Genomic DNA, 24,850 nt, shown 5'->3' with positions numbered 1-24,850 from the left:
ATTTGTATATATTTATTTTTAATTAAAGTTATTACTTTCGGGGTAGTTAAAGTAATCAATTCATATGCTTTTGGTTTTGAAATCGTTGCCAAAGGCATTTCAAAATAGTTGTAAATAAATATTAATTAAAGTAAGCGCAAAGTCATACTTTTTTGCCATATTTGTAAGGTACTATTTAAATGTGATGTGGGTTGTTTATTTGTATGGCATATAAAGGGGGCGTTATGATTTTGAAGTGGAAATTGGCACTGGTCATGGGGGGCGTTGTGGCGCTGTCGGCCTGCGGAGGTAGTTCGGGGGGCGATAGTGCTTCTTCTGCGCAGGGCGGTGTTGCGACCAGTAGCGCGAATGTGCCTGCGCCGGGTAACGTTGTTGCGGCAAGTGCAGACGTTCGCCAGAAGGTGTTGGTGCAAGGTAATGCCAATGGATTTGTGGCTGAAAAGCTGGTTGCCGCATTGCCTGCGGGTAATATCAGTGATTATGACATCCTTGTTGTGCAGGCCACAGGCTCCCTGGACAAAAGCCAATTGGCTCAGGTCAAGAGTGCGCTCGCCGCTGGCAAAGAGGTTGTGCTGGATGGCGATGGAAGCAAGACATTGAAGGAATCGGCGTTGCTCAAGGAGATTACGGGGACGACAATTGATGTTGAAGCCGTACGCATTACTCAGGATCAGGAGGGGCGTGGGTATTACGTGACACCGGTGCAGACACAGGCCAAGGCCGTTATCCAGGCATCGGCGCAGGGCGCATTCATGACGAACGCAGAAGTAGTCAAATCGATGAACACTGTAGAGAATGTCTTTGGTATTTCTGCGAGTGGAGGTGCACAATGAAATACAGTAACATCGTCAAGACCTGCGTGCTTACCCTTTCCTTGGTGCTGAGCGCTTGGAGCGCCCAGGCTGATGAGTGTGTGCCATATCATGCCACCCGTGCCTCAGCGTTTGGCAAGAATGATTCTGGTGCATATATTCAGCAACAGGCAAACAATACCTGGGATGATTGGGTGTGGCGCGGCCCGTCCTTTTTCTGTAATTCTGGCGGTGGCGGTGGAGGTACTTGCACCTATGCTTGGACCCAGGCTAAAACTACTGGATATCAGTGGACGGTCGGCATTTCTGTCGATTTGAAAAACATTCCGGTATTGGGCTCCGGTTTCAAGTGGTTGTCCTATCTGGCACCTTTTGGTGTAAATGGTAGTTATAGCCAGAGCAGGTCTTACACGGAAACTTTTGGTTGGACCCAGGTGATCAATCAGGGCTATTATGCCCAGCCAGTCCAAGTGATACGCCGTCGCTGGGTGTCTGGTAATTACCGCGGCATGGATGTGGATACAGGCAGGTATTGCTCGACAACTATCGATAGCAGTGGCGATGGGCACATGTACCGCTGGGATGGTAACCGTTCTTTCGGCTATTGGTCAGGCAATATCGAAGTCACTCGTTTCGGCATGTACCACATCTGGAAGTAAAACGGCAGGTTCGTAGGGTGATTCGCCCAGGTGGATGCCTGGGCGTTTGCGTTATATGCCTCTAATTGAATAGCCCTTTGATCGCCTTGCCAATGCCCTGGGTGACGGAGCTTGCGCCTTTGCCCAGGCTCTCGAAGCCAATCCCCAGTGTTTCTGCCAACGCACTCCCGATACGGGTGTAGAACTCTTCGTTCAGGGAGAACTTGGGGTCATCCAGATCGCCCTTGAGTACAAAGTTCAGGTCAATCTGTTCGCTTCGGTCACGTAGCAGGGCCAGTGCTGTGTCTCGGGCGATGCCTCCCAGCATGCCGCTGCCACTGAGTTCCATGTGATCAAGCACCAGTTTGCCGGGGGCGTTGAGTTTGCGCTCGTTGACCTTGGAGTCGAGTTCCAGCGAAAAACTGCCCCGCTTGACGTGGGTGTCCGCCGCCTTGACGAGATAAGGTTCGATCAGGGTCAGGGAGACATCCTTTAGATCCAGTTTGAGCTGCGAATCCAGGTTGCCAGGGGTCAGCCAGCCCTTTAGGGCAATACGTCCTGGGTGATGCTCGCCCACCTCTGCCTGGATATCCAGCGCCGACTTTTCATCCATGTCGGGTAGATGGAAGTCATCCAGGTGTGCTTCGATGCGCCTCAGTGGGATGAGGTGCGGTTTGTGGCTGACGGTGGCATCGTAGAAGTCGATCTGGCTGTCGTGTAGGGCGATGGTGCCGAAGCTGATTTTGTGCTGGGCCTTAGGCTTGCTTTGGTCGGCATCCTCTTTATCATCATTTTTGGGTGCGTGAAGGCCCGGCACGATCTGTAATCCCTTGGTGGTGCGCATCATGGGCAGCCAGCCACCGTCGATATCAATTGAGCGGACGACCACGGTGTCAGTCAGCAGGCTGCGCAGGTCTGGCACCACGCGTACCTTGTCGGCGCGCAATTCATCTGCGGCAGGCCAGCCCATACGCTTGTGCAGAGCGCTCCCGGCTTTGACGCGCAGCCCGCGGATTTCGATGGCGTGCAGCGATACCTCGATGGATTGAACCTCACCCTCTGGCCCCAAGGCGCTGACGATCTGTTGTTTGAGCAGGCGCAAGGCTGCCCCATAGGCCAGCGCCAATGCTGCGACAAGGAGGAAGCTACCGATGAGTATTCTGAAGACTATTTTTTTGGAAAACATACGACCGTGTACTCGCAGCCAAGGGGCTGCTTGATTGAATGGGGAGGATATTTTAATCCGTGTCGGGTTTCTTTGCTTTCATCTTGCGGGGCTGCGGATGCAGGGTGCGGCGCACGGGCGGAATATGAAAAGAAAAGTGAACCGGCAATTTATCTGCATGCCTGGGCTCTGAGACCATGTATTGCTCTTGGAGTTTCACATTACCTTTCATTTATGGGTGTGTGCTGCGTGCCGGTATCATGCCCAAAGCTTTGAGGGGGGCTTGAAAAGTCCTGTTGCCGTCCTTATCTGCGAAGACATGAGACCCGCCCAACACTATTGCCGAGGCGGATTTTCCCTCGAAAGGAGCACTGCATGTTCAGAACCTTGTTTCCCAGCGACTGGCTCGCCGAGCTTGACCGGCTGCAACGCGAACTACCACGCTTTGGTGGGGCCGCAGGGAGTATTCGTGGCTCGGGGCGGAGTGGTTTTCCTGCCTTGAACGTGGGCAGTTCGCCTAATGCTATCGAGATATATGCTTTTGCCCCCGGGCTTGATCCAGCGAGCATTGACGTGAGTATCGAACGTGGTGTGCTCAAGATTGCAGGCGTGCGCAAGAGCGAATTGCCGCAGGATGACGCAAAAAATACCGTGCATATCAACGAACGCTTTGCCGGGGCTTTTCATCGCAGCGTCAACCTGCCAGAAGGCGCTGATGTCGAGCAGGTCGCGGCCCGTTATGTCGACGGGGTGTTGCATATCAGCGTCAAGCGCCGTGAGGTGACCAAGCGTCGCCAGGTCGCCATTCAATAAATGCGCAGGAGAGAGACCATGAATACGACTCAAGAAACACGTAGCCCCAAGCCTTCAAGCCTGGATGAGCACAATATGCAGCCGCCTGTTGATGTTGTGGAAGATGCGGATGGCATCACCTTGTTTGCCGATATGCCCGGGGTGCCGCGTGAAAAGCTGAGCGTCCGGGTTGAGGCCGACACACTCATCATCGAAGGGGAGTTGAGCTTGCCTGTGGTGCCCGAATTGCAGCCCGGCCATGTTGAAGTGGTGGTGCCGCGTTATTACCGTGCCTTCACGCTCGGCCCTGGTGTGGATGGCGACAGGATTGCTGCTGAGTTGAAAAATGGCGTGCTGACCCTGCGGATACCCAAGGCGGAGAGGGCTCGGCCCCGCAAGATCGAGGTACGGGTGCAGTAAAAAGTGCCAACCGGCTCCTCCTTCGAAAACACCGCTCCTGTTGGGCGGTGTTTTTGTATCTGCCGGAAGGGGCAATGTAGGTTTTTGTTTTTTTAGGTTAACGGAACAACAAGGTCGGCAGAGCCTTTGCCCGGTATAATGGTTAGTTAGTATTTTTCAGCATACGAAACGGCACAAAGGAGCTGCCCCGGGACATGAAGATATTGATTCGCATTGACCATGTGCGAGCACAGGCTCACCAGGGCAGAGGTGCGGCTTGGGAATCCCGGCCAGGGGTTGTTTCTGGCGGGGGCAACACTGTGCTTGAACGTCGCTAAGGCGAACTGTCCCTTATGAAACTACGCAGCCTTGGTGCTTTTCTTGCCTGCCTGAGTTTGAGCGCCTGCTTGAACGTTTCGCCGCCGCCATTGCCGCAGGAGCTGCCTGCACGTTGGCAACAGCAGCCAGCGGAGGTGGGTGATGTGCCCCCTCCCGTTGATTTGCAGGGGTGGTGGAAGTCTTTCAATGATCCGGTACTTGATGATCTGGTGCGCGCCGCCATGGATCAGAACCTTGGCTTGGCACAGGCACAGAGCCGTCTGCGTCAGGCCCGGCTGCTGGCACACGAAAGCCGGGTAGCCTATCTGCCGAACGTTATGGCAGGGGCGCATAGCGTCGACAACCCTTCAGGTGAGAAATCCTATTTTCAACTGACCCTGAATGCGGTGTGGGATCTGGGGCTGTTTGGCATGAAGGATGCTGCCAAGCTCCGCTCGCAAGGGGAAATTCAACGCGCCCTGGCCGATGTCCAGGCCGCACGCGTGAATGTGGTTGCAGAGATCGTGCGCAACTATATTGAATTGCGGGCGGCACAGGCGCAGATTGCTTCGACCACGACCCTGAGTGCAGTGGACGATGAACTGGCGAACCTGACCGAGGTCCGGATCGACGCCCACCTGATGGCCAGGATCGGCAAGGAGCCTGTCCTCAAGCGCCAGCAGCAAAACAAGCTGGCCCTGGCGGGGCAAAAACTGGCAGAGCTGCGTGCAGCCCAGGCCATTGCGGTGCTGCTGGGCAAGACTGAACCTGATCCGGCCTGGTTTCAGGCGGCGTCCCAGCCCCTTGCCCCAGATTTCAAGCTGACCCAGTTGCCCGCCGACCTTTTGCGTACCCGACCAGAAATCTGGCGGGCCGAGGCGGATGTCAACGCGGCTGCGGGGGAGGCCGGTATTGCCCGCGCCCATCTGTATCCCCACGTGGCATTGGGAACTTCCTACCTTCTGGCGTATGACTTGTCGACTCGGCAAAGAAGCCATTTCGATTTTTTCCCGCTGATTGGCCCGGCCATCGACATTCCTGTTTTTGATTTTGGCGGACGCAAAGCCAGCTCAGACGCGGCCAACGAAGCCCTGCAGGCTTCCGTGCTGGCTTATCGGCAGGCTCTGGTGGAGACGGTGGGGCAGACTGAGGTGGCGCTTGCCACCCTGAATTACCAGTGCACCGTGTTGAATCAGGCGGAAGATGATGTCGGCGCTTTTAAAGATCAGGCCCAGCGGCAGGCCGCCCTGATCAAGCTGGGGGTTTCCAGCCCCTATGAGCGGGCCTTGTTCCAGCGTGAGCAACTACAGGCAGACGCCACGCTTATCGATGCACGCGCAGCACAGGCGATGGCGATTGTGACGCTGTACAAAGCCATTGGCGGCGCACCTTTGCCGGAAGCGAAGGAGGCACCGTGATTTCCCTGGCGCGTCAATCCCTCATTCATGAATGGCGTAAATTCCTGCCTGCGGTCATGGCGGTGGGGTTCTCCGGGCTGTTGCTTCTTGTCCAGGCCGCCCTGGTACTCGGGATTTTTGGTAGCGCTGCCGTGTATGTCACCCGTTCTTCCGCTGATGTGTGGGTGGGCTACCCTGGCACCCAGAGTGTGAACTTTGGCCGCAGCATTGGCGGGGATGTTGCCATGCGCCTGCATTTGGACCCAGGCATTGCTGCGGTGGAACCCTATGTCTGGGTGGAGGGGGATTGGCGTGGGCGGGATGACACGCAGGGGGCCGCCTCCGTGTTTGTCTCCGGCATCAACACCTCGCCGGGGGCAATGATGTTTTCGCAGGTGTTGCCGGATGATCTGCGCCTACGCTTGCGTGAGCCGGGTGCGGTGATTGTTGATCGCGCCGACCTTGAGCAACTGAATGCTGGCGTGGGCGGAGAGGCGTGGATCAATGGCCGACTGGTGCATGTGATTGGTGTGGTGGATGGCTTGCGGGGCCTGGGCGGTGTTAACGTGCTGGCCTCGCTGGATAGCGCCCGCATGCTCGATACCTCGAACGCTTCCCCTGGTAGTGCAACCTACTTTGTGGCGAAGTTGCGCGATCCTGCAGAGATTGAAAGCGTGCGTGTCCGGATCAAGCCGGAGTCTGCCTTTGGGCCGTTTGAAGTGTGGTCCGCCGACGAATTTGCCAGCCGATCCCAGCGCTATTGGTTATTCGATACGGGGGCCGGGGTGGCCGTTCTGTTCATGGCGGTGATTGTTTTTGTGGTGGGCGCTGTCATTACCAGTCAGTCCTTGCTGGCGCTGGTGGTGGCTTCTGCGCGCGAGTACGCAACGCTCAACGCACTGGGGGTGAGTTTCACCTCACTGGCCAGGGTGTTGGTGGAGCAATCGTTGTGGGTTGGGGCAATCGGGCTTGTGATCAGCGCTTTGTTCGGTGCGGCGCTGCTGTGGCTGGCAGGCCATCAGGGGGTACCAGCCGACATGAATCCGGTTGTTGCCATTGCTTGTGCCGTGCTTGTCATGGGCCTGGCTTTTGTGTCGGGGCTGGTGGCTACACGTGGTTTGTGGCGTGCCGATCCGGCCATGCTCTTGAGATAAAGGCCGCCTGATGAACAAGCAAGTACAGAACTGGCAGGGCCATAGCATCGAAGCACAAGGGCTGTGCAAGTCCTTTATGAGCGGAGAGGTTACGATCAAGGTGCTCGATGGCGTCTCAATCGGGATCGCTGCGGGGGAGCTGACCTTGATTTCCGGGCCTTCGGGTTGTGGGAAAAGCACACTCCTGTCGCTGCTGAGCGCCTTGCAGAAACCCGATGCCGGCAGGGTACTCATCCTGGGGCAGGACATTACAGCACTGGGGCAGAAAGATCTGCAGCGTTTCCGCCTTGAACATACCGGGTTCATCTTTCAGGGCTTCAATCTGTTTGGTGCTTTGACTGCGCTGGAACAGGTGCAATTGCCGCTTGGCTATCTTGGTTTGTCCGATAAGCAGGCGCGCGAACGCGCAATGCAGGCGCTTGAGGAAGTGGACATGCTGCATCGAGTCGCTTCGCGCCCGGCCCAGCTTTCAGGTGGGGAGAAGCAGCGCGTGGCGATGGCCAGAGCATTGGCCAAGCGCCCCCAGTTTCTGTTTGCAGATGAGCCCACCAGCGCACTGGATGGTGAGAATGGACACAATATTGTGGATATTCTGCATCGGGTAGCCCGGGAGCATGGGACCACTGTTTTATGTGTAAGTCATGATCCGCGCCTCATCGGTAGTGCGGATCGGGTATTGGCAATGGAAGATGGGCTGATAGGCCGGGAGTGGCGCCCTGAAAAATCCGCTCATGGTGAATCGAATGCAGTCAAATAAGGGAAACAGCATGACTTTCAAAGTCCGTGTCATTGGCATGCTTGTTTGTGTTGGAATGCTGGCGGGATGCTCAGCGGAGAAAGTGCCTGCTCCCAAAGCGGCTGCTGCCCCTGTAGCTGCGGTGGCCATTGCGCGTGGCAAGATCGATACCCAGAAGGGAATTCTGGATATCTATGCGCCGGTTGAAGGCGAGGTTGACGCCGTTGCGGTAACGGAAGGCGCCTCCGTCAAACGGGGGCAGGAGCTGTTGCGCTTGCAGGCTACTGCCGCAGAGCTGGATCTTTCACTCTTGCAGGCGGAGATCGGGCAGACCGAAGTGGCACTCAAGGGGCAGCAGGAAAGCCTGACGAGGCTCACCCAGCAGACCAAGCGCTTGCAGGAAGCCGCCAATCTCGGCGCGACCGAGATGCAGAAGGTCGACGAAGCCCTGGCCCAGCAGAAGCAGGCCGAGACAGCGGTGGCCATGACTCGTGCAAATCTGGAAATCCTGCAGAAACGGCAAGCCATTGCGCAGTGGCAGATTCAGCGGCTGGTGATCAAGGCGCCTGCCGATGGGCGTGTACTCAAGGTTTATGCACAGGCCGGTAGCCGGGCTGGGGCGGGTAAGCCCGTTATCACGTATCTGCCGGATGGGGCACTGGTTGTGCGTGCCGAGGTGAATGAAAGCTTCGTGGTCGGGCTCAAGGAAGGGATGCTGGCAGATATCGTGATCGAATCGCATCCTGATGCAAAACCCCTTGTAGCACGGCTGAAGAAGATCGGGCAGGTCTATCGTGCCGCGCAGCTTGATGATGAATCCCAGGTGCGTACCAATGTGCGCGTTCTTGAATGCGTACTGGAGTTTGAGCAGCAACCTGATTTGCGGGTGGGGCAGAATGTGAGGGTGAGCTTTCGCAAGCAGCAATGACAAATCATTGTTAGGTGTTTTGCCCACGAAACACCGCATGATGTCGTTCTGCGATGCCGGCCTGGTTGAGGTGGGATGAATAGAATATTGTCTCCTTTCTTTGAAGCCGGGAAGGGATTTGTGGGATTGTTTGTGCACCGTTTGTCTGCGCTGGATCGGCAAATCGGTTTGAAGATGTCAATATGACGTCATGGCATCTTGCCACCGTCGCCCGAGGCGACGATCCAGAACGGGGCAGGGTGAATCTGTCATTCTGCCTATCCATTCCGCTGAATATGTGAGTCTGGGCTCTTCACGATTCTGTGACCGACAGGATTGCGACAGGTAGGTCTCCGTAAAATCATGGCGAAACGTAACAAGGAGGAGCCTTACATTGGCTACCTGGTCTATTTTGTGTGATTTCGACGGTACGATTTCCGTCGATGATGTAACCGATGTGCTCTTGGAGCGCTTCGGCAAGCCCGGTTGGGAAGCGCTTGAAAAGCGCTGGCGTGATGGTGAGATCAGCTCCCGCATGTGTATGCAGGCGCAAATCGGGATGCTGGACGCGAGCAAGGCAGAGCTTGACTCTGCCATTGACGAGATTCGTATCGACCCCGCCTTCCCCGCGTTTTTGCGTGCAGTGCAGCGTCGCGGTTGGCCACTTGCCATCGTCAGCGATGGGCTCGACTATGCCATCCGCCGCATCATGGCCCGCCATGGCATTACCGATGTGCCCGTGCTGGCCAACAAGCTGATGCCCAGTGGCTCGCGTGGCTGGATGCTGGAATCCCCCCATGCCAACACGACCTGCAAGGTCGACAGCGGCACCTGCAAGTGTGCCTGTGCCCGCCGCGAGCAAAGCAAGACCCAGCGTGTTTTGCTGATTGGCGATGGCGCCTCTGATTTTTGTGCTGCAGGCAGTGTAGACTTCGTGTTTGCCAAGTACCGGCTCAATGAGTACTGCCGGACACATGCCATACACCACACCTCGATTCTTGGCTTTGCCGAAGCAATCGAATTGTTGCCAGCGCTGGCTGGTGAAACGGACGACCTGAACGTCGCTCCTCAATCCTTGGAGTTAAGAGTAGATGCGAGATTCTGATTTGTTGGCGGATGAGGCCAAGTATTGTTCCTTTGGCGATACGGTGCATTACGCTGATCCGCCCAAGATTTTTGATCGTTGCGAAGGCAGCTATCTGTTTGATGCGGAAGGCACGCCTTACCTCGACTTGCAGATGTGGTATTCCGCCGTCAACTTCGGCTACTCCAACCCGCGCCTGAACAACGTCCTCAAGCATCAGATTGACACGCTGCCGCAGGTGGCCAGCCAGTATCTGCACCCGACCAAGATTGAGCTTGCCAAAGTCATCGCGCAAGATATGGAGAAGAAGTTCGGCAACGCTGGCCGCGTTCACTTCAACGTGGGCGGTTCGCAGTCGATTGACGACTCCCTGAAGCTGGTGCGTAACGCCACCCAAGGCAAGAGCCTGATGTTCGCCTTCGAAGGCGGCTACCATGGCCGTACCCTGGGTGCGTCTGCCATCACTTCCAGCTACCGTTACCGTCGCCGCTACGGCCACTTTGGTGACCGCGCCTACTTCATCCCCTTCCCTTACCACTTCCGTGGCCCGAAGGGCATGAGCAAGGAAGAGTACGGCGAGCAATGTGTTGCCCAGTTTGAACGCCTGTTCGAGAGCGAATACAACGGCGTGTGGGACCCGAAGGTTGGCCAAAGCGAATACGCCGCCTTCTACGTCGAGCCGATCCAAGGGACCGGTGGCTACGTGATCCCGCCCCCGAACTTCTTCAAGGGCATCAAGCGTGTGCTCGATGAGCGCAACATCCTGTTGGTGGTCGATGAAATCCAGATGGGTTTCTACCGTACCGGCAAGCTGTGGTCGATTGAGCACTTCGGCGTCAAGCCTGACGTGCTGGTCTTCGGCAAGGCACTCACCAACGGTCTGAACCCGCTGGCTGGTCTGTGGGCGCGTGAAGAACTCATCAACCCGACCATCTTCCCGCCCGGGTCGACGCACTCCACCTTCGCTTCCAACCCGCTGGGTACGGCTGTGGGTCTGGAAACGATGAAGATGTTGGCCGAAACAGATTACGAAGCCATGGTCATGGGCAAGGGCGCCCACTTCCTGGCTGGCCTGAAGGATCTGCAGAAGCGTCACCCGGAAATCGGTGATGTGGATGGCCTGGGTTTGGCACTGCGTGCTGAATTGTGTGAAGCCGACGGCTTCACGCCGAACAAGCGTCTGCTCGACAAGATGGTTGACATCGGTCTGGCTGGTGGCTTGCAGCACAAGGGCAAGAAGTGTGGCCTGGTGCTGGACGTGGGCGGTTATCACAAGAACGTGATCACCTTCGCGCCTTCGCTGCACATCAGCACTGAAGAAATCGATCTGGGGATCGAACTGCTGGATCAGTTGCTCAATCTTGCCAAGCGTGCCTGATTGACTCGCGCCAAAAAGGAGCCTCCTCCTTTTTGGCGATGCAATGATCATGCAGCGAGAAAAAACAAGGGCCGTTCGAGAACGGCCCTTTTTATGTCAGCAACGTGTCAATTGCGATGAAATCAGCCTGCCATCTGGCGAACCTTCCGCTCCCGCTGGGCCTGCTTGTTGGCAACGACACGCTTGAAGAAGTCTGCCGAGCGGGCCACGACCTGTTCCTTCTCCTGATCCACGGTGATCATGTGGTAGCTGTCGGTCAGCACCACGGTTTCTACGGGGGCAGAGGTCTTGCGCTGGATCAGTTGGGCGTTGCGCAGGCTCGCCACGTCATCTTCACGGGCATGCATCGCCAGGGCAGGGGCGGTGACGCGGTGCAGATTGCGCTGCACATCGTGAGACAAGCGGTAGAACTCGGCGAGCGAGGGCCAGGGATTGCCCGGCAGGCCCGCAGCTTCGCTGTCGCCCGAGAGCATCTTTTCGGATACGGAGCGACGCAGGCGCTCGTTCTTCAAGCCATACGGAAAGGTTTCGATGAAGGCTTTCTTGCGGCCAATCCCCAGGCGGTCAAAAATCGGCAACAGGAAGGACAGGCGCCCCACGGCGGGAATGCTCCAGCCATCGTAGAAGAATGTGGTGCCATACAGCCCCAGACCGCTGACCTTGTCCGGGTGTTCGATGGCATACTTGATCGACAGCACAGAACCCATCGACAAGCCCGCCACGAAAAGGTGATCCACTTCCGCAAGGAGCTTGTCCGCCGCCTCTTCAACGCTGGCAAACCAGTCGCGCCAGCCGGTATTGAGCAAATCTGCCTCGGTGCCGCAATGCCCGGCCAGTTGCACGCAGTGCGTGGTAAAACCTGCACGGGTCAGGCCCTTGGCCACGTAGCGCATTTCATTGGGCGTTCCGGTCAGGCCGTGAATCAACAGCACACCGGCAGAGTCCCCGCCAGAGAGGGGTTCAGATACGATCGACATGGTGTCAGCCACCTATTTTCATCCTCTACAGCCCGCAAGCGCCACTTGCAGGCTTCTTGTTACATGTCTGCCAAACGTAATTTGGCAGAATCCGGCGTGATTATCGCAAGAAGCAGCTGTCTTGATCCTGTCACCGCGCATGATTTAATAAATCTGTCAGAAACCGTAGCGTACAAGCGTCTCAAACTATGAAATCCTTATATGTAGTGGCCCTCTGGGGCATGAATCTGCTGGTCGATTCCGCAGGCCATCTGGCCTTCAAGGCTGCCGCGATCGAAAATGACACGGCGACCGGCTGGGCACATTGGCGTCATATGCTGGCCCGACCCTGGCTCTGGGTGGGGATTGTCTGTTTTATCGCAGAGTTTGTCCTGTGGCTGGCGTTCCTGTCGGTCGTGCCGTTGTCGCAAGGCGTGCTCCTGGGGATGCTCAGTATCGTCATCATCATGATCGGCGGGCGGATCTGGTTCCATGAGCACTTTACCCGCCTGCGGGTCATCGGGGTCGCCTTGATTGTACTGGGCGTGGCATTGGTTGGGGGAGCAGGGTGATGAGCGATATCCGTCGTTTCTATTTTGTGGGTTTCCTGATGTTGTTGGTGATGGATACCTTCTCGCAGGTCTGCTTCAAGATCGCTGCCAACCATGCCGAACCTTTCGTCCTGAATTTTGCATGGTTGCTGCGGGTGCTGACCGAACCCTGGGTGTATGGCTCAATCATCGGCTACCTGGGGGCCTTTGTGATCTGGATGACCCTGTTGCGCAAGGTATCGGTCGGGGTGGCATTTGCGGCGTCCCACCTGGAAATCATCGGCGTCATGATTATTTCTGTGCCGTTGTTTGGCGAACATCTCAACCTTGTCCAGTATCTGGGTGCGCTCCTCATTCTGGCCGGGGTCGTGTGTCTGGCCTATAGCGAACCGAAGGAGCCTCAGACGCATGCTTAAGGCTTGGCGTGAGATTCCCCCTACGGCGGGGCTGCCGCTACATCTGCGCGATCTTCTGCCCGTGCGGCGGGGGGATTTCGCTACGCAGGCGGCGCGTTTTTTGGGTGTTTCTCGCGCGGGGCTGGAATGTTCCGGCACGGCCTGCCTGATCGTGATCCTGAGCGCATTGCGGCGTCTTTCACCGCGCAGCAAGGTCATCGTTCCCGCCTATACCTGCCCCTTGGTGGCGTTGGCAATTGCCCACTGTGGCCTCAAAACGGTGTTGTGCGATCTGGCACCCAACAGTTTTGATCTGGACAAAACCGCACTTGCTGCGCTATGCGATCAGGATACGCTGGCGGTCATCCCCACTCATTTGGCAGGCCGGGTGGCCGATGTGGCGGGCGCGGCACAGATCGCGCATGCTTGCGGGGCGCTCGTGGTAGAGGATGCCGCGCAGGCTTTCGGTGCCCGTATTCATGGCGAAAGTATTGGCTTGATGGGGGATGCTGGATTTTTCAGCTTCGCTGCAGGCAAGGGGCTGAGCCTGTATGAAGGGGGGCTGTGGGTAGCGCGGGACCCTGCACTGGCGCACGCGATTGCGCGTGTGAGTGACGAGATCGTGCCAGTAGACTGGCGCATGGAGTGGATGCGTAGCCTGGAACTGTGTGGTTATGCTGCATTTTATCGGCCCAGTTCTTTGAACTATGTCTACGGCATCCCGCTGCGTCGTGGCTTGCGTACGGGGAATCTGGAAGAGGCTGTGGGCGATGTGTTTGACCCGGAATTGCCTTTGCATAAAGTAGGGCGCTGGCGGCAGGCGGTGGGGCTGCGCGCATTGAAAAGGCTGCCGGGATTTCAGGCTGAAACTGCGTCTCAGGCGCAAAGGCGCATCACGCAATTGGCAGCGTTGCCGGGGGTACAGGTGGTGGCGGATGCTGTGCCCAATGCGCAGGGCGTATGGCCCTCACTGATGGTGCTGCTGCCCGATGTGCAGACACGGGATGCCGCCATGGCCGAGTTGTGGGGGGCTGGGCTGGGCGTGACGCGGATGTTCATCCACGCCTTGCATGACTATGCCTATCTGCGACCCTGGGTGGAGCAAGGGGATTATCCGCACGCGCGGGATTTTGCCGACCGTTCGCTGACGATCAGCAATAGTCCCTGGCTGGATGATGCGGATTTTGAGCGGATTCTGACTGTGCTGCGGCGCTGCTGCGGCTAAACTCAAGCCGGTCGACGAGCCCTGGCAATAGCTTCCATCAGCATGCCATTGGCTTCGGCCTGTCGGGTCTGCCACTGCTGTAATTCGCTGGAGGAAATCTCGGGTTGCTCGTCCATTGCGCTCAACAGGCGTTTCCAGCGGGCCAGATAGTGGTAGATCGAGACTTCGCCAGTGATGTCACTACCGATGATGCGGCCCTGCAAAGTGCTGATCAGGCTCTGCAGATCAGCAAGTGTCAGGCAGCCCTGATCCCAGTTTGTGCGCACTTCGTCCGGGCTGAGCACATCCTTGTCGATGGAGAGGTACACCGGCGTTGCATGGCGGGCAAGTTCCTCGTTCAATGCTGCAAGCATTGTCTGCCTGTCCGCAAACCGATTGACAGCTCGCCCCAGTCCGATTGCCTTGGCCCAACCGTTGCCAACGCCGATGGTCCAGTAGCGCACCTTGCCGTTATACAGCGGCCACAGATGGTTCTCCCAGGCGTGTTGCCAGCCCACATCACCGGAGGTGATGCCCATGACATGGATGGAACGAACCTGCGGCAGCTTTGCAATGTGCTTGACCCATGAGCCGCAGTGGATGCCGAATGGGAATCGCATATTGTCCGGGTGGTTGTCACACACCACCACGTCAAAAGGTTCATGCTCGGCGAGCCGTTTGATGAGCAGGTGGCTGATGTGGTGATAGTCACCACTGCCCATGCAGACCGTGCCGTAATGGGAGGGTAAGGCTGTGGCGAGGTGTGTTTCCAGCTCCCGCCACGTTTGCATGGTGCAGCCAAAACGAATGCGCTCTTGCCATGCGCCCAGGTCAATGCGGAACGCATTTTCGAGGCTCGGCAGAGAGGCGTCAAAATCAAGAATGAGGGGCGAGTGCATTCTTGTCCGTTTCAAACCATTTGCGGTCACTTTCAAACAACCCGGAGAGGCGGCGCAGAATACTCCGCAGGATGGCGTTGCGCACGTAGACGGCATGCCGTGTGAATGTGAAGCTCGCCCCCAGGTAGGCCTTGATCTGCGGGTCGGTCCAGCCTGCAATATAGTGGCTCAGGCCGTTGGCGAGGGCGTAATTCAGATTCTCCATCCAACTCACGAAATACAGGTTGCAATCGCGGGCTACCGGGTAGCGGAAGCCGACGTATTTGTCGACCAGCATGCCGTTATAGACAAAACACAGGTTATGCCCAATGATTTTTTCTTCGTGCCAGTAGAGGAAAAGGCGTCCGTCTATTGTGGCGTCTTGCAGCACGGCCCGGAAAAATTCCGGGCTGAGCAGATCAAAATGAATCTCGCTTTGCGCATAAACCTCCAGGTATTGCGCATAGAGTTCATCGAGTAGGGCCGCGTCCTTGAGACGCTCGCAGCCGGTGTCCAGCACTTCCAGCCGAAGGGCCGCACGCGCTTTGAGCTTGCGGCGGATATCGCGCCGCCGCCCGGAAGAGAGCCGCGCCAGATATTCGTCCTGCGAGGCAAAATCGATGGGCACATAGGCCAGCGCCTGCCCATCCACCATGAAGAACCCTTTGGCAAGGCTGGCAGCGATGAAGTCTTCCGCGTACCGGTTGGCTTGTGCCGAGAGCAAAGGGGAGGCTTCTGGCACATCCTTCACAATCAACAGCATCGAGCGTCGTTGCCACGTGGCAAGAATGCGTTCAACCAACAGGCTTGGCTTGATCTGCTCCGGCAGCGGCGCATATTCGCTGGCGGTGGTGCCAATAAAGCAGGTCCGCAGATACAGAAGCCTGCGTAGCCACTTGCCGCCTGGGAGCTTTGCCAGCTTGCGTTGCACGGCGTCGTCTGCCGTGGTCAGAATGTCGAAATCGGCGTAGAACCCATGTACACCTTCGGGCAATACAAATGCCTCAAACCCTTTGGGCGGGTGATGGGTGAAGTGTTGCAACAGTGCGTCAGGCTCAAGCCCGTTCAGTGATACAGAACTATTCATGTGCGGGGGGACGGGTTCAGGCGTGCGGGGCCAGCCAGGATGCTTGTTCGGGGCGTGACAAGCCCTTGCCTCTCTGGCAGTAGAAAAACAGATTTCCCCACATGGTGATACCGATCAATCTTCCATTTCAGGATCTGTCCATGACCCTGGAACAGATCTGCTACTTGCTTATTGTGGCGTGATCGGGGTCTCGATCCGCCTTTGAGGCGCACAGCATACCCTTTGGCAGCATGGATACCAATACCTGGTCTCGCCAGATCAGGTGACGCATGACGATACCTGCCATGTGCAGGGTGGCCATGCCGATGAAGATCCAGGCTGCCGAGACGTGCAGCGCGACCAAGGTGTCTTCCAGGTCGGGGTTGCGTCCGGCGGTGATGTTGGGCAGCGTCAGCCCGAATGCCACAACCTCGTGCCCGCGAGCATTGACCAACGCCCACCCCAGCATGGGGAGCATGAACATCAGGGAATAGAGTACGGCATGTACGCCCTGGGCGATCCAGTCCAGCCAGTCCGCCCAATCCATGGCGTTGCGGCGGATTGAGCGCACCCGGAACTGGATGATGGCCCGCAGGACGAGTAGCGCCAGGATCAGAACCCCCATGCTGTGGTGCAGGGTTCTCATAGGAGCGTATCCGGGGGCGTGGTGGTTGGGAGAAGCAAATGCAACCACCAGACCCACCACCATGATGAGCGCCATGCTCCAGTGGAGCACGATGCAGATGGCGGGCCAGCGCGGGTAGCCAGATGGCGGGGGAGGTGTTTCGGCTAAGCTGGGCTTCATGCCAATTTGACCAGTAAGCGGAGGAGATTGAGGCTAGCAAGGGATTCCCTTCGTTACCCTGACAGATGGGAGGCTCGTTGCAAACCAGACAGCGTGGAAAAGTGGATGGCCACGATCAGACCGCAGTTCCCAGCCCCGGTGCGCAGCTCTACTTTGGCGTGGTGAAGTTTGGCAACTTCCTTGACGATGGAAAGCCCGAGTCCTGAACCTTCGGTGGATTGTTCTTCCAGGCGGGTGAAACGCTTGAACACTTTCTCGCGGGCCGCTTCGGGGATGCCCGGTCCGTTGTCTTCCACCTCAAGGTAAGGCTGTCCCTTGGTGTCCGTTCCACAGCGGACGGTGACATGCCCCCCCTCCGGGGTGTAGCGCAAGGCGTTGTCGATCAGGTTGGCCAGCAGTTCCCTGAGCATCCAGCCTGAGCCTTGCACATGTGCGGGCTCCGCTTCAAAGCCCAGATCAATGTTTTTTTGCAGGGCCGTGTCCAGAAAATCCGAGGCGGCCGATTCCAGTAGATCGGTGAGTGCCACCCCTTGCATTTCCACCACCGGATTGGCATCTACCGATGAACGCGCCAAGGCCAGCATCTGCTTGGTCAGATGCGCCAGGCGGGCTGCAGATTTCTTGACGATTTCCACGCGCGCCTGCGTTTCGCCGCTGAGGTTTTCCGCAATCAACTCCAGTTGGGTCTGCAGACCAGCCAACGGGGTACGCAGCTGGTGGGCGGCGCTGGAGATGAATGCCTGCTGCGCAGCACCCGCATCGCGCAGGTTACTCATCAGGCGGTTGATGGCGCTGAGCAGGGGGCGGATTTCGCTGGGCGCACTGGATTCATTGACCGGGCTGAGGTCTTCAGGCTCCCGCTGCCGGATGCCTTCGCACAAGGCATCCAGGGGAATCATGGCATAGCGGATGCCAAAGAACACCACGACCAGGGAGGTCGCAATCAGCAGCAGATCGGTCCAGAGCGTGGTGATCATGATGCGGTTGGCAGCCGTCTCACGCTTGTGAGTGGTCTCGGCCACAATGATTGTGGCGTCACTCGACCAGCCAGCCAGTGGGCGGTAGCGGTAGGTGGCCACCCGCACCGGCAGTCCGCCCAGAATGTCGAAGTGGTAGCTTGGGTTGCCCTCATAGGCGGGGGTGGCTTTGGTGGCCAGTTGCTTGTCGCCAGCAATCAGGCCCCCGTTGCTGCGGGTGACTGCAAAGTACACCTTGTCGGCCACATCGGTACGCAATACCGCTTCAGCCTGGGCGGTCAGATCAATATCGTTTTCGTCTTCATTGCTGTCCAGACGGGCAGCGACGGCGAGCGCGGTGCTGAAGAGCGCATGGTCGTAAGCCCGATTGGCAACGTGCATCCCCTCGGTGTAGTCGGTAATGATGCTGATGCCCAGCAGGGCCAGTAGCGGCATGAGCAGAAAGCCGAGCAGGCGTCGTCGTAGCGAATAGCCCGATCGGGTGGGCAGATGTAGGCTCAAGACAGCTCCAGCCGGTAACCAATCCCACGCACAGTACGGATCTGCACCACAGAATCGGCCAGCTTGGCACGCAGACGCGAAATGTAGATCTCAATGGCGTTGGGTGAGAGTTCGCCTTCCCAGCAGCCCAGGCTTTCGGTGAGCTTCTGTTTGGAGAGCACCTTGGGTGCGGCCAGCATCAGATGCTGGAGCACATCCAGTTCGCGCCCGGTCAACTCCAGGAGTGTGCCATTCAGTGTGGCCATGCGCAGGCCCAAGTCCAGCCCCAGGGGACCGAACTCCAGCCCGGAACTGACCGAGGCTTGGCTGCGACGTACGAGTGCGCGGATGCGGGCCTGGAGTTCCGGGAGCAAAAAGGGTTTGACCAGATAATCGTCCGCCCCGATATCCAGCCCCTTGACCCGGTCTTCAAGACCATCGCGGGCAGTGAGGATCAGCACGGGAACCATGATGCCTTTGCGGCGGACGCGGCGGATCAGTTCCAGCCCATCCATGCCTGGTAGCCCGATATCGATGATCGCCAGATCATAGGAGGTGAGCGCCAGGGCCGATTCGGCGGGCTCTGCGGCGCGCAGGTGATCTACCGCAATGCCTGATCGGGCCAAGCCTTCTGATATGCCGGAGGCGACGGTGGCGTCGTCCTCTACCAGTAATAGACGCATAGCGTGGTGGGATGCAATAGGGTGTATCTTTACAGTCTAAAGCATCTTGGATAAAGCTTGGCTTAAACGGTGCCTTTGTGTCGACGAAAGGCCCCCGATTGCCCAAGCCGCAAATGCCCTTGCCGGATATTCTGGAGCAGCTCGAACAAGGCGTACAAGCGCTTGGTCGGCTGGATCACGCGTGGCCTGATGCCTGGGATGCGCAGGCCGGAGGGAGAGTCCCCCGTGTGAGGGGAAGGGCGTATTCGCTGCTCACGCGGGAGATTAGTTGAGGGAAGAACTCCGCAAAATCTGCTGCAAACTCGGCGTATTCACGTTCCAGCAAGATGACTCCAGCGCCTAGTGCCTGAGGTTTGCGTAAGCGTGCGCCAATCCTGTGCAATGTTTGCTCGATCCCCTCCAGGCTGGCGTATTCGCCCAGCCAGCGGTGCTGGCGCATGCGCATCAAGCGGCTTGCTGCGTCGGCGGGGATCATGGGTTCCGCATGGTCGATGGCGTGATAGATCTCGTTTTCAAACGCAGGAAAAGGCTGGTTTGCGTAGTCTGACCATCGGGAGAGGAACAGATGGTCGTAAAACACATCCACCAGGATGCCGCCATAACGGCGCAGGGGCGGTTCAATGCGGGCGATGCTGCGGCGTACGACAGCATGCGCATCGGTGTAGGCATCAATCATCTGATGGCAGCGGGCACCGCGTTGCACGGCCTCAGGCAGGTCTTGCCAGCGTGGTTGTGCAAGCAGATCGGGCATCAGGTTGCCCAGGCGGAAGGCCACGGTGGGCTCGGAGAGGTAGAGATGCGCCAGCCAGTTCATGCCTGAGAGTGTGCCACAGAGCGTGGCAATGGCGGTTGATCGCTGATCATGGGGAGAGAGGGGGCTCTGTCATCGAGGTATCACACACGATCCGTAAGATGGTGTTGATTCTCGTAAATAACAAGGAAACCGCCAATGAAGCGTTTTGTGATGAGAGGTTTGGCAACATCGATGTTCGCTGTTGCCCTGGTTGCGTGTTCCGGGTCCGGAAGTGGCCCGAGCGATTCGACGACGCCCGCGGCGTCTACTTCGAGCGCAACGCGCACGATCATTTTCGTATGGGACGGCTTGCGGCCCGACTCGGTGAATGCCACGGATACTCCCAATCTGTACAGCATGAGCCAGAAAGGGGTGAATTTCTCGGATAACCACTCGACCTATCCGACCTTCACGATGATGAACGGCTCCTCGTTCGCGACTGGCAGCTTTCCGGCTACTTCGGGCTTCTACGGCAATACCTTCTGGACTCCACCGCAAGGCGCCTCTGGTACGATCCCTTCTGGCAAGGGGGCGGGCGGCACTGCTGCGGATTACACCGATCCGGTGTTCACGGAAGACTGGTCAATTCTGAGCACGCTGGATGCCTACTATGGTAACCAGTTGCTGATGGTGCAAACGCTCTTTCAGGCAGCCCAGGCCAAGGGTCTGGTTACCGCTGCCGTGGGGAAATCGGGCCCCGCTTTCATTCAGGACATGAAGAAAGGCGGCTACATCCTCGATGAAAACACGGTCTTCCCGCAAAGCCTTGTGACCGAGTTGCAAACCGCCAATCTGGCCTTGCCCGCTAACGTGGTCAATGCATATTCCGCTGGATCGGTGACCTTGGCTGCTGGCAACGGCAACCCGACGGCGCAATCCGGCACGGTGCAGTTCTCGCTATCCAATGGAGTCAAGGCCAACAACCCGACCGATTCCAGCGGGGCGAAAGCCACAGCGGATAACAAGTACATGATGGATGTATATCTGAATTACATCCTGCCGAAGAAGAAGCCCGATTTGTCGCTGATCTGGTTCCGCGATCCGGATTCGACCGAGCACTCCTACGGCCCAGGTTCGGCCAACTACAAGCTGGCGCTGCAGGCGCAGGATGCGCGTTTGGGGGATTTGATCTCCACACTGCAGAGTTTGGGGCTGGACAAGACCACCAACATCGTTGTGGTGTCTGACCATGCACATAGCAATGTCTCCGGCGATACGGCGCTGTTCCCCTTGCGTGCCATTTCTGCCGGGGCCTTGGGTAGCGTAGATCAGACCAATGGCTTCTCGACTTCGGGTGATATCCGTTCGGCCGAGTTGCTCTCACACGCCGGTTTCACCCATGTCTATGATGGCAGCGGTTGTCTGAAGTCTGGTATGGCCGGGATCAAGGCTGATGGCACGAACATTCTGCCGGTCTTGACCGATACGGATGGTTCTGTGTGTGGTACGGCCAATACAACCTACCAGACCAAGTCCTACAAGGTTCCTGCAACACTGCCAACGGGAACGAGTGGCGATCAGCCGATCGTGATTGCAGCCAATGGTGGCTCCGATTATTTCTATGTTCCCAGCCATGATCAGGCCACTGTGCAGAAGCTGGTGAGCTTCCTGCAAAAACGCGAAGAGTACGGCGCAGTCTTTATCGATAGCCGTTACGGTTCGCTGGCAGGTACTTTGCCGTTGTCGACGATCAATCTGGAAAACGTATCGCGCAAGGGAAATGGTCAGCCGGATGTGGTGGTGAGCTTCAGCTTCAACGAAACCCAACTCGTCAATGGCCTGCCGGGTATCGAGTATGAAAGCTTCCAAGGCAATCGCGGCATGCACGGCAGTTTCAGCCCGATTGATGTGCACAATACCTTGATTGCATACGGGCCCTCGTTCCAGAGCGGGCTGAAGAATACCTTGCCCTCCGGCAACGTTGATGTCGCGCCTACCGTGGCTTACCTGCTGGGTACCACCCTGCCGCAGGCCGATGGTCGCGTGTTGTACGAGTCTTTGATTCCCACACTGAATCCTTCAAATGTGACGCCGAAATCTGGCACCGGGAGTGCAGCGTCTTCTACCAGTGGTCTGAGCTTCCAGAGCCCGCTTGACCCGAGTGGTGCCACGCTGGATTCCGCCCTGACGGGTTCGTACTCCGTTAATCTGGTCACCAAGAACCTGACTCAGGCAGGCAAGAAATATACCTATTTTGACTATGCCAAGGTGACTCGCCAGTAAGAGTCCGTAAGCTAGGAAAAGCGATTCTGGTCAAACGACCAGAATCGCTCATCTATTTGTGGTGTGCTACTTTTAGAATGCTGTATTCATGAATTCAAAATTTGTTCGTGGCTCCTTGGGGGCTGCATTTCTCCTCATGGCGTGGCAAGGTGGCGCTCAGGCTGTTGTGTCAAATCCCAGCTTGAAGTTTGAGCAGGTTTTTTCCGCACGCCAGGAGCCTGCCAGCCTGTACTACAAGGCCAGCTATCAGGATTCACGCGGCAAGCATGAGCTTGAAGTGTGGCGCGATGGGCAGGCGCGTTTGCGTCGCCGCACGGATGCCAAGCTGGACCTCTATGCCACAGCTCAGCGCGATGGCGACCTGAGCATCTCTGTGCTCGATCACACCCGTCAGGTGCGCACCGATGTGTCCCGAAGCAGCCTGTACCAGCTTGGCCGGTTCTCCGACTGGTTCGGTCTGGCGCATGGTGTGAATAAACCCTTGCGCCCTTATGTGTTGCAGCGTTTGAGCGAAGCGCCCGTCAAACAGGAGGCTTCCTTTAAATGCCAATGGTATCGGATGGAAGTGGATGGGCAGGCCAGCTCCATCTGCTGGAGTCAGGAATATCGTCTGCCGGTATTGATTGCCAACGCGCAGGGCGAAGTCCGTTGGCAGATCACGGAAATCGACCGCCATGTCTCACTGAAAACGGTGTTTCAGATTGAGGACAAGGGCTATGCCCACGTCAATGCCGATGAGGATATCAAGGCGGATTGAGAACATACCACTCTTGTGATTTCTGGCTGAACCAAGAGTGGCACTGATTGATTTGGGCTGGCGCAGCCTCAGGCTGCGACCAGACACTCCAGCCCGTCTAGCCCCTGGCCGGAGCGCAGACGTTCGTGCAGGTGTTCAACGGCTTGCTTGACCACGTCCATCATCGGGAATGAGTATGCGACCACAGCAGGTTGAATCCCGACAAAGACGACTTCTGCAACGGACTCCCGCAGGCGTTCAATCAGGAAGCTGATCGGCAGACTATGGGTGGTCATGATGAACATGTCGGCAATGCAGCGCTCATCCACGACGCGGATCTCACCCGGCTCCAGCCCCATGTCGGTGGCATCCACAATCACCACACGTTGCGGGCGCAGGTCATGCACGCGGTGGGCGTGGTTTTCCGGGGCCGAGCCGCCATCGACCACGACCCAGTCACTGGCGGGGTTCTGTTCGAGCAATTCAGCCAGATAGGGGCCAGCTCCGTCGTCGCCCATCATGGAATTCCCCACGGTGAGCAGCAGGTTGGCGGGGCAGGTAGCTTCAGTCATCGCGGCGGCGCACCATCAGATACATGGCAGGTTCAGCTTCAATCGCAGCCAATGCTCGCATGAGGCTGGCTGACCACTCGGCTTCTTCCGCTTTGAGCAGAGGCTTGATGCCATCGAGTGCGGCCCCCAGCATGTGGATATGGGTCGCGTCGATATTGATTTCGCCAAAGCGCAGCAGGCCTTCGAGCTTGCGCCGCGCTTCACCTTCCGGCAGGCGGGCAATCCAGTTCTGGTAGCCATCCAGCGGGCAGGCCAGCACTTGCTTGAGGCAATCGATCACACCAATGTGGTGGCCCACCGCCAAGGTGTAGTACATCACCTGCTTGGCAGCGGCGGGCATGTCTTCCTCGCGTTCGAGGAACTTCTGGCTCAGCGCGTAGAAGACGACCTTGCTTGCCATCAGCCCAGTACCGCAGCGCTGATGTCGTTTAGACGGGTGAAGATCTCGGTCAGGCGCGGGTCGTCTTCCTGCTTGAGGTATTCACGGATACGGGCATTGAATTCTTGCGGAGACTTCAGATCCAGCAGGCTCATGTACTTATCGGCAATTTGACGACCATACAGGTATCCTGCCATACGACGGGCTTCGCGTTCAAGCTGTACGCGCAGATCCAGCGGCATATCCGGCCAACGTGGCTGTGCGAGTTCGGATTCGCCTTCCTGATGGTGGTTGGCCTTGAGCTTCTGGCCGAGCAGCCCCAGCGCCAACGCAAAACCGTAGATGGTGGCGGGCGGTGTCGGGGGGCAGCCGGGGATGTAGACGTCCACGGGCAGAATCTTGTCGGTGCCGCCCCACACGCAATACAGGTCGTGGAAAATGCCGCCGCCACAGCCACAGGCGCCGTAGGAGATGCAGATCTTGGGGTCGGGCGCGGCCTGATAGGCACGTAGCGCTGGCATGCGCATCGCCCGGGTCACTGCACCTGTGAACAACAGGATGTCAGCGTGGCGGGGCGAGGCGACGACCTTGATGCCAAAACGTTCGGCATCAAAAATCGGGGTGATGGCAGCGAAGATCTCGATTTCACAGCCGTTGCAGCCGCCACAGTCCACACGATAGACGTAAGCCGAGCGCTGGATGTCCTTGAGCAGCGTTTTCTTGAGCTGGGCAATCTGTTCGCTTTCGCTCAGCGGCACAGGGACATGGTTGCCGGGCGCGATGATGAGTGCATTCGGGTTGGCGGCGTTCATTACAGCATCCCCTTGTTGATATACGGGCCGAGGGCGACCTTGCTGGGGTCAGCCAGATTCTGTTTGCGCTTGCAGGCCGGGCAGGTGGCCAGATGCGTGCGTTGCGCTTCGGCCTCTTCGGCGGGCAGGCCGGATTGCACCAGCAGGGCCAGAGCGTAGTCGACTTCCTTGTGGGAGGCGAAGGGCTGCCCGCACTCGGCACAGGGTTCGAGTTTGAAGGTGGCGCGCTGGAAGAGGTCTTCACGGCGGCCTACGGCCAGTTCGAATTCCGGTGTCAGCGCCAGCGCATGGGTGGGGCAGACTTCTTCACAGCGGCCGCAAAAGATGCAGCGGCCCAGGAAGAGTTCCCAGGTGCGGGTGCCCGCCTGTGCGTCCGTCCCCATCGAGAGGGCGTTGGCCGGACAGGCGATGGTGCAGGCACCGCAACTGATGCACTGGGTCGGGTCCAGTTCAGGCTTGCCCCGGAAGCCGGGGCTGACGGGGAAGGGCGCAAACGGGTACTTGGTGGTGGCTTCGCCCGCCTTCAGGATGGTCTTGAACAGCTTGAACATTTCAGCCCC

General features: G+C 57.8%; 26 protein-coding genes and 1 pseudogene. 15 read left to right on the top strand and 12 right to left on the bottom strand.

Annotated features, from left to right (window positions below):
* The first annotated feature begins 224 nt into the window (after positions 1 to 224).
* Together B145_RS0118355 and B145_RS26255 are read left to right on the top strand one after the other, a co-directional pair.
* Positions 225 to 833 carry a hypothetical protein gene (locus B145_RS0118355; RefSeq protein WP_018609307.1) on the top strand — a complete coding sequence of 203 codons (609 nt, stop codon included), beginning with the start codon at positions 225 to 227 and terminating at the stop codon, positions 831 to 833.
* Positions 830 to 1,471, top strand: a complete 642-nt coding sequence (locus B145_RS26255; protein WP_018609306.1) for a hypothetical protein — start codon at positions 830 to 832, stop codon at positions 1,469 to 1,471. Before B145_RS0118355 ends, B145_RS26255 begins: the two co-directional genes overlap by 4 nt.
* Positions 1,472 to 1,532: 61 nt before the next feature.
* Here B145_RS26255 and B145_RS26250 read toward each other — a convergent pair whose 3' ends face one another.
* Positions 1,533 to 2,636, bottom strand: coding sequence for a DUF748 domain-containing protein (locus B145_RS26250; protein WP_018609305.1), 1,104 nt, complete (start codon positions 2,634 to 2,636; stop codon positions 1,533 to 1,535).
* Positions 2,637 to 2,990: 354 nt separating this feature from the next.
* Between B145_RS26250 and B145_RS0118335 the strand changes: the two genes are divergently transcribed.
* From B145_RS0118335 to B145_RS0118300, 8 genes are all read left to right on the top strand, one after another.
* Complete coding sequence (locus B145_RS0118335) at positions 2,991 to 3,428, top strand: Hsp20/alpha crystallin family protein (protein ID WP_018609303.1); 438 nt, start codon at positions 2,991 to 2,993, stop codon at positions 3,426 to 3,428.
* Between the two features lie 18 nt (positions 3,429 to 3,446).
* On the top strand, positions 3,447 to 3,827 hold the full coding sequence (locus B145_RS0118330) for an Hsp20/alpha crystallin family protein (protein WP_018609302.1): 381 nt from the start codon (positions 3,447 to 3,449) through the stop codon (positions 3,825 to 3,827).
* Positions 3,828 to 4,159: 332 nt separating this feature from the next.
* Positions 4,160 to 5,542, top strand: coding sequence for a TolC family protein (locus tag B145_RS0118325; protein ID WP_018609301.1), 1,383 nt, complete (start codon positions 4,160 to 4,162; stop codon positions 5,540 to 5,542).
* Positions 5,539 to 6,675 (top strand): ABC transporter permease, encoded by a 1,137-nt coding sequence (locus B145_RS0118320; RefSeq protein WP_018609300.1) that lies wholly within the window; start codon positions 5,539 to 5,541, stop codon positions 6,673 to 6,675. The genes B145_RS0118325 and B145_RS0118320 overlap by 4 nt, the downstream gene beginning before the upstream one ends.
* Positions 6,676 to 6,685: 10 nt before the next feature.
* A complete protein-coding gene (locus tag B145_RS0118315; RefSeq protein WP_018609299.1) occupies positions 6,686 to 7,432 on the top strand; it encodes an ABC transporter ATP-binding protein in 747 nt (248 codons plus the stop codon).
* A 10-nt stretch (positions 7,433 to 7,442) separates the two neighbouring features.
* Positions 7,443 to 8,339, top strand: coding sequence for an HlyD family secretion protein (locus tag B145_RS26245; protein WP_018609298.1), 897 nt, complete (start codon positions 7,443 to 7,445; stop codon positions 8,337 to 8,339).
* 373 nt (positions 8,340 to 8,712) lie between these two features.
* Complete coding sequence (locus B145_RS0118305; protein WP_051082622.1) at positions 8,713 to 9,423, top strand: MtnX-like HAD-IB family phosphatase; 711 nt, start codon at positions 8,713 to 8,715, stop codon at positions 9,421 to 9,423.
* Entirely contained in the window at positions 9,410 to 10,780 is a 1,371-nt protein-coding gene (locus B145_RS0118300; protein ID WP_018609296.1) for an aspartate aminotransferase family protein, read from the top strand. Before B145_RS0118305 ends, B145_RS0118300 begins: the two co-directional genes overlap by 14 nt.
* 122 nt (positions 10,781 to 10,902) lie before the next feature.
* Here the strand turns inward: B145_RS0118300 and B145_RS0118295 are convergent, their stop codons facing one another.
* A complete protein-coding gene (locus B145_RS0118295) occupies positions 10,903 to 11,757 on the bottom strand; it encodes an alpha/beta hydrolase (protein WP_018609295.1) in 855 nt (284 codons plus the stop codon).
* Positions 11,758 to 11,942: 185 nt separating this feature from the next.
* On the opposite strand from B145_RS0118295, the pseudogene B145_RS0118290 reads away from it, so the two are divergent.
* The 3 genes and pseudogenes from B145_RS0118290 to B145_RS0118280 form a co-directional block, all read left to right on the top strand.
* Positions 11,943 to 12,308, top strand: a pseudogene (locus B145_RS0118290) (EamA family transporter); the annotation flags it as partial.
* Positions 12,308 to 12,703, top strand: coding sequence for a DMT family transporter (locus B145_RS0118285; protein ID WP_018609293.1), 396 nt, complete (start codon positions 12,308 to 12,310; stop codon positions 12,701 to 12,703). The pseudogene B145_RS0118290 and the gene B145_RS0118285, both read left to right, overlap by 1 nt.
* The gene (locus tag B145_RS0118280; RefSeq protein ID WP_018609292.1) at positions 12,696 to 13,907 is read left to right on the top strand and encodes a DegT/DnrJ/EryC1/StrS family aminotransferase; all 1,212 of its coding nucleotides are present in this window, start codon (positions 12,696 to 12,698) and stop codon (positions 13,905 to 13,907) included. Before B145_RS0118285 ends, B145_RS0118280 begins: the two co-directional genes overlap by 8 nt.
* 2 nt (positions 13,908 to 13,909) lie before the next feature.
* Here B145_RS0118280 and B145_RS0118275 read toward each other — a convergent pair whose 3' ends face one another.
* The 6 genes from B145_RS0118275 to B145_RS26230 form a co-directional block, all read right to left on the bottom strand.
* A complete protein-coding gene (locus B145_RS0118275) occupies positions 13,910 to 14,785 on the bottom strand; it encodes an arginase family protein (protein WP_018609291.1) in 876 nt (291 codons plus the stop codon).
* Complete coding sequence (locus B145_RS0118270; protein WP_018609290.1) at positions 14,763 to 15,851, bottom strand: GNAT family N-acetyltransferase; 1,089 nt, start codon at positions 15,849 to 15,851, stop codon at positions 14,763 to 14,765. The genes B145_RS0118275 and B145_RS0118270 overlap by 23 nt, the downstream gene beginning before the upstream one ends.
* A gap of 160 nt (positions 15,852 to 16,011) precedes the next feature.
* Positions 16,012 to 16,635, bottom strand: a complete 624-nt coding sequence (locus B145_RS27715) for a cytochrome b (protein WP_018609288.1) — start codon at positions 16,633 to 16,635, stop codon at positions 16,012 to 16,014.
* A gap of 53 nt (positions 16,636 to 16,688) precedes the next feature.
* A complete protein-coding gene (locus B145_RS26235) occupies positions 16,689 to 18,113 on the bottom strand; it encodes a sensor histidine kinase (protein ID WP_018609286.1) in 1,425 nt (474 codons plus the stop codon).
* Entirely contained in the window at positions 18,110 to 18,775 is a 666-nt protein-coding gene (locus tag B145_RS0118255) for a response regulator (RefSeq protein ID WP_018609284.1), read from the bottom strand. Before B145_RS0118255 ends, B145_RS26235 begins: the two co-directional genes overlap by 4 nt.
* A 175-nt stretch (positions 18,776 to 18,950) precedes the next feature.
* Complete coding sequence (locus tag B145_RS26230) at positions 18,951 to 19,589, bottom strand: acyl carrier protein phosphodiesterase (protein WP_018609282.1); 639 nt, start codon at positions 19,587 to 19,589, stop codon at positions 18,951 to 18,953.
* A gap of 135 nt (positions 19,590 to 19,724) precedes the next feature.
* Here B145_RS26230 and B145_RS0118245 point away from each other — a divergent pair, with 135 nt between their 5' ends.
* Positions 19,725 to 21,791, top strand: a complete 2,067-nt coding sequence (locus tag B145_RS0118245) for an alkaline phosphatase family protein (protein WP_018609281.1) — start codon at positions 19,725 to 19,727, stop codon at positions 21,789 to 21,791.
* Between the two features lie 88 nt (positions 21,792 to 21,879).
* Positions 21,880 to 22,548, top strand: a complete 669-nt coding sequence (locus tag B145_RS0118240) for a hypothetical protein (RefSeq protein ID WP_018609279.1) — start codon at positions 21,880 to 21,882, stop codon at positions 22,546 to 22,548.
* A gap of 68 nt (positions 22,549 to 22,616) precedes the next feature.
* On the opposite strand, the gene hycI is transcribed toward B145_RS0118240, so the two are convergent.
* From hycI to hyfH, 4 genes are read right to left on the bottom strand one after another with little or no spacing between them, the layout of a single operon-like run.
* Positions 22,617 to 23,099 carry a hydrogenase maturation peptidase HycI gene (gene hycI / locus B145_RS0118235; RefSeq protein WP_018609278.1) on the bottom strand — a complete coding sequence of 161 codons (483 nt, stop codon included), beginning with the start codon at positions 23,097 to 23,099 and terminating at the stop codon, positions 22,617 to 22,619.
* Positions 23,092 to 23,499, bottom strand: a complete 408-nt coding sequence (locus B145_RS0118230) for a formate hydrogenlyase maturation HycH family protein (protein WP_018609277.1) — start codon at positions 23,497 to 23,499, stop codon at positions 23,092 to 23,094. Before B145_RS0118230 ends, hycI begins: the two co-directional genes overlap by 8 nt.
* Positions 23,499 to 24,290, bottom strand: coding sequence for an NADH-quinone oxidoreductase subunit B family protein (locus B145_RS0118225; protein WP_018609276.1), 792 nt, complete (start codon positions 24,288 to 24,290; stop codon positions 23,499 to 23,501). Before B145_RS0118225 ends, B145_RS0118230 begins: the two co-directional genes overlap by 1 nt.
* Positions 24,290 to 24,841, bottom strand: coding sequence for a hydrogenase 4 subunit H (gene hyfH, locus B145_RS0118220; protein ID WP_018609275.1), 552 nt, complete (start codon positions 24,839 to 24,841; stop codon positions 24,290 to 24,292). The genes B145_RS0118225 and hyfH overlap by 1 nt, the downstream gene beginning before the upstream one ends.
* Between the last annotated feature and the right edge of the window lie 9 nt (positions 24,842 to 24,850).

Source organism: Uliginosibacterium gangwonense DSM 18521 (genome assembly GCF_000373965.1).
In the GTDB taxonomy this organism is placed as follows: domain Bacteria; phylum Pseudomonadota; class Gammaproteobacteria; order Burkholderiales; family Rhodocyclaceae; genus Uliginosibacterium; species Uliginosibacterium gangwonense.
Note: the sequence above shows the minus strand (reverse complement) of the source record. Positions and strands in the feature narration are given on the sequence as shown.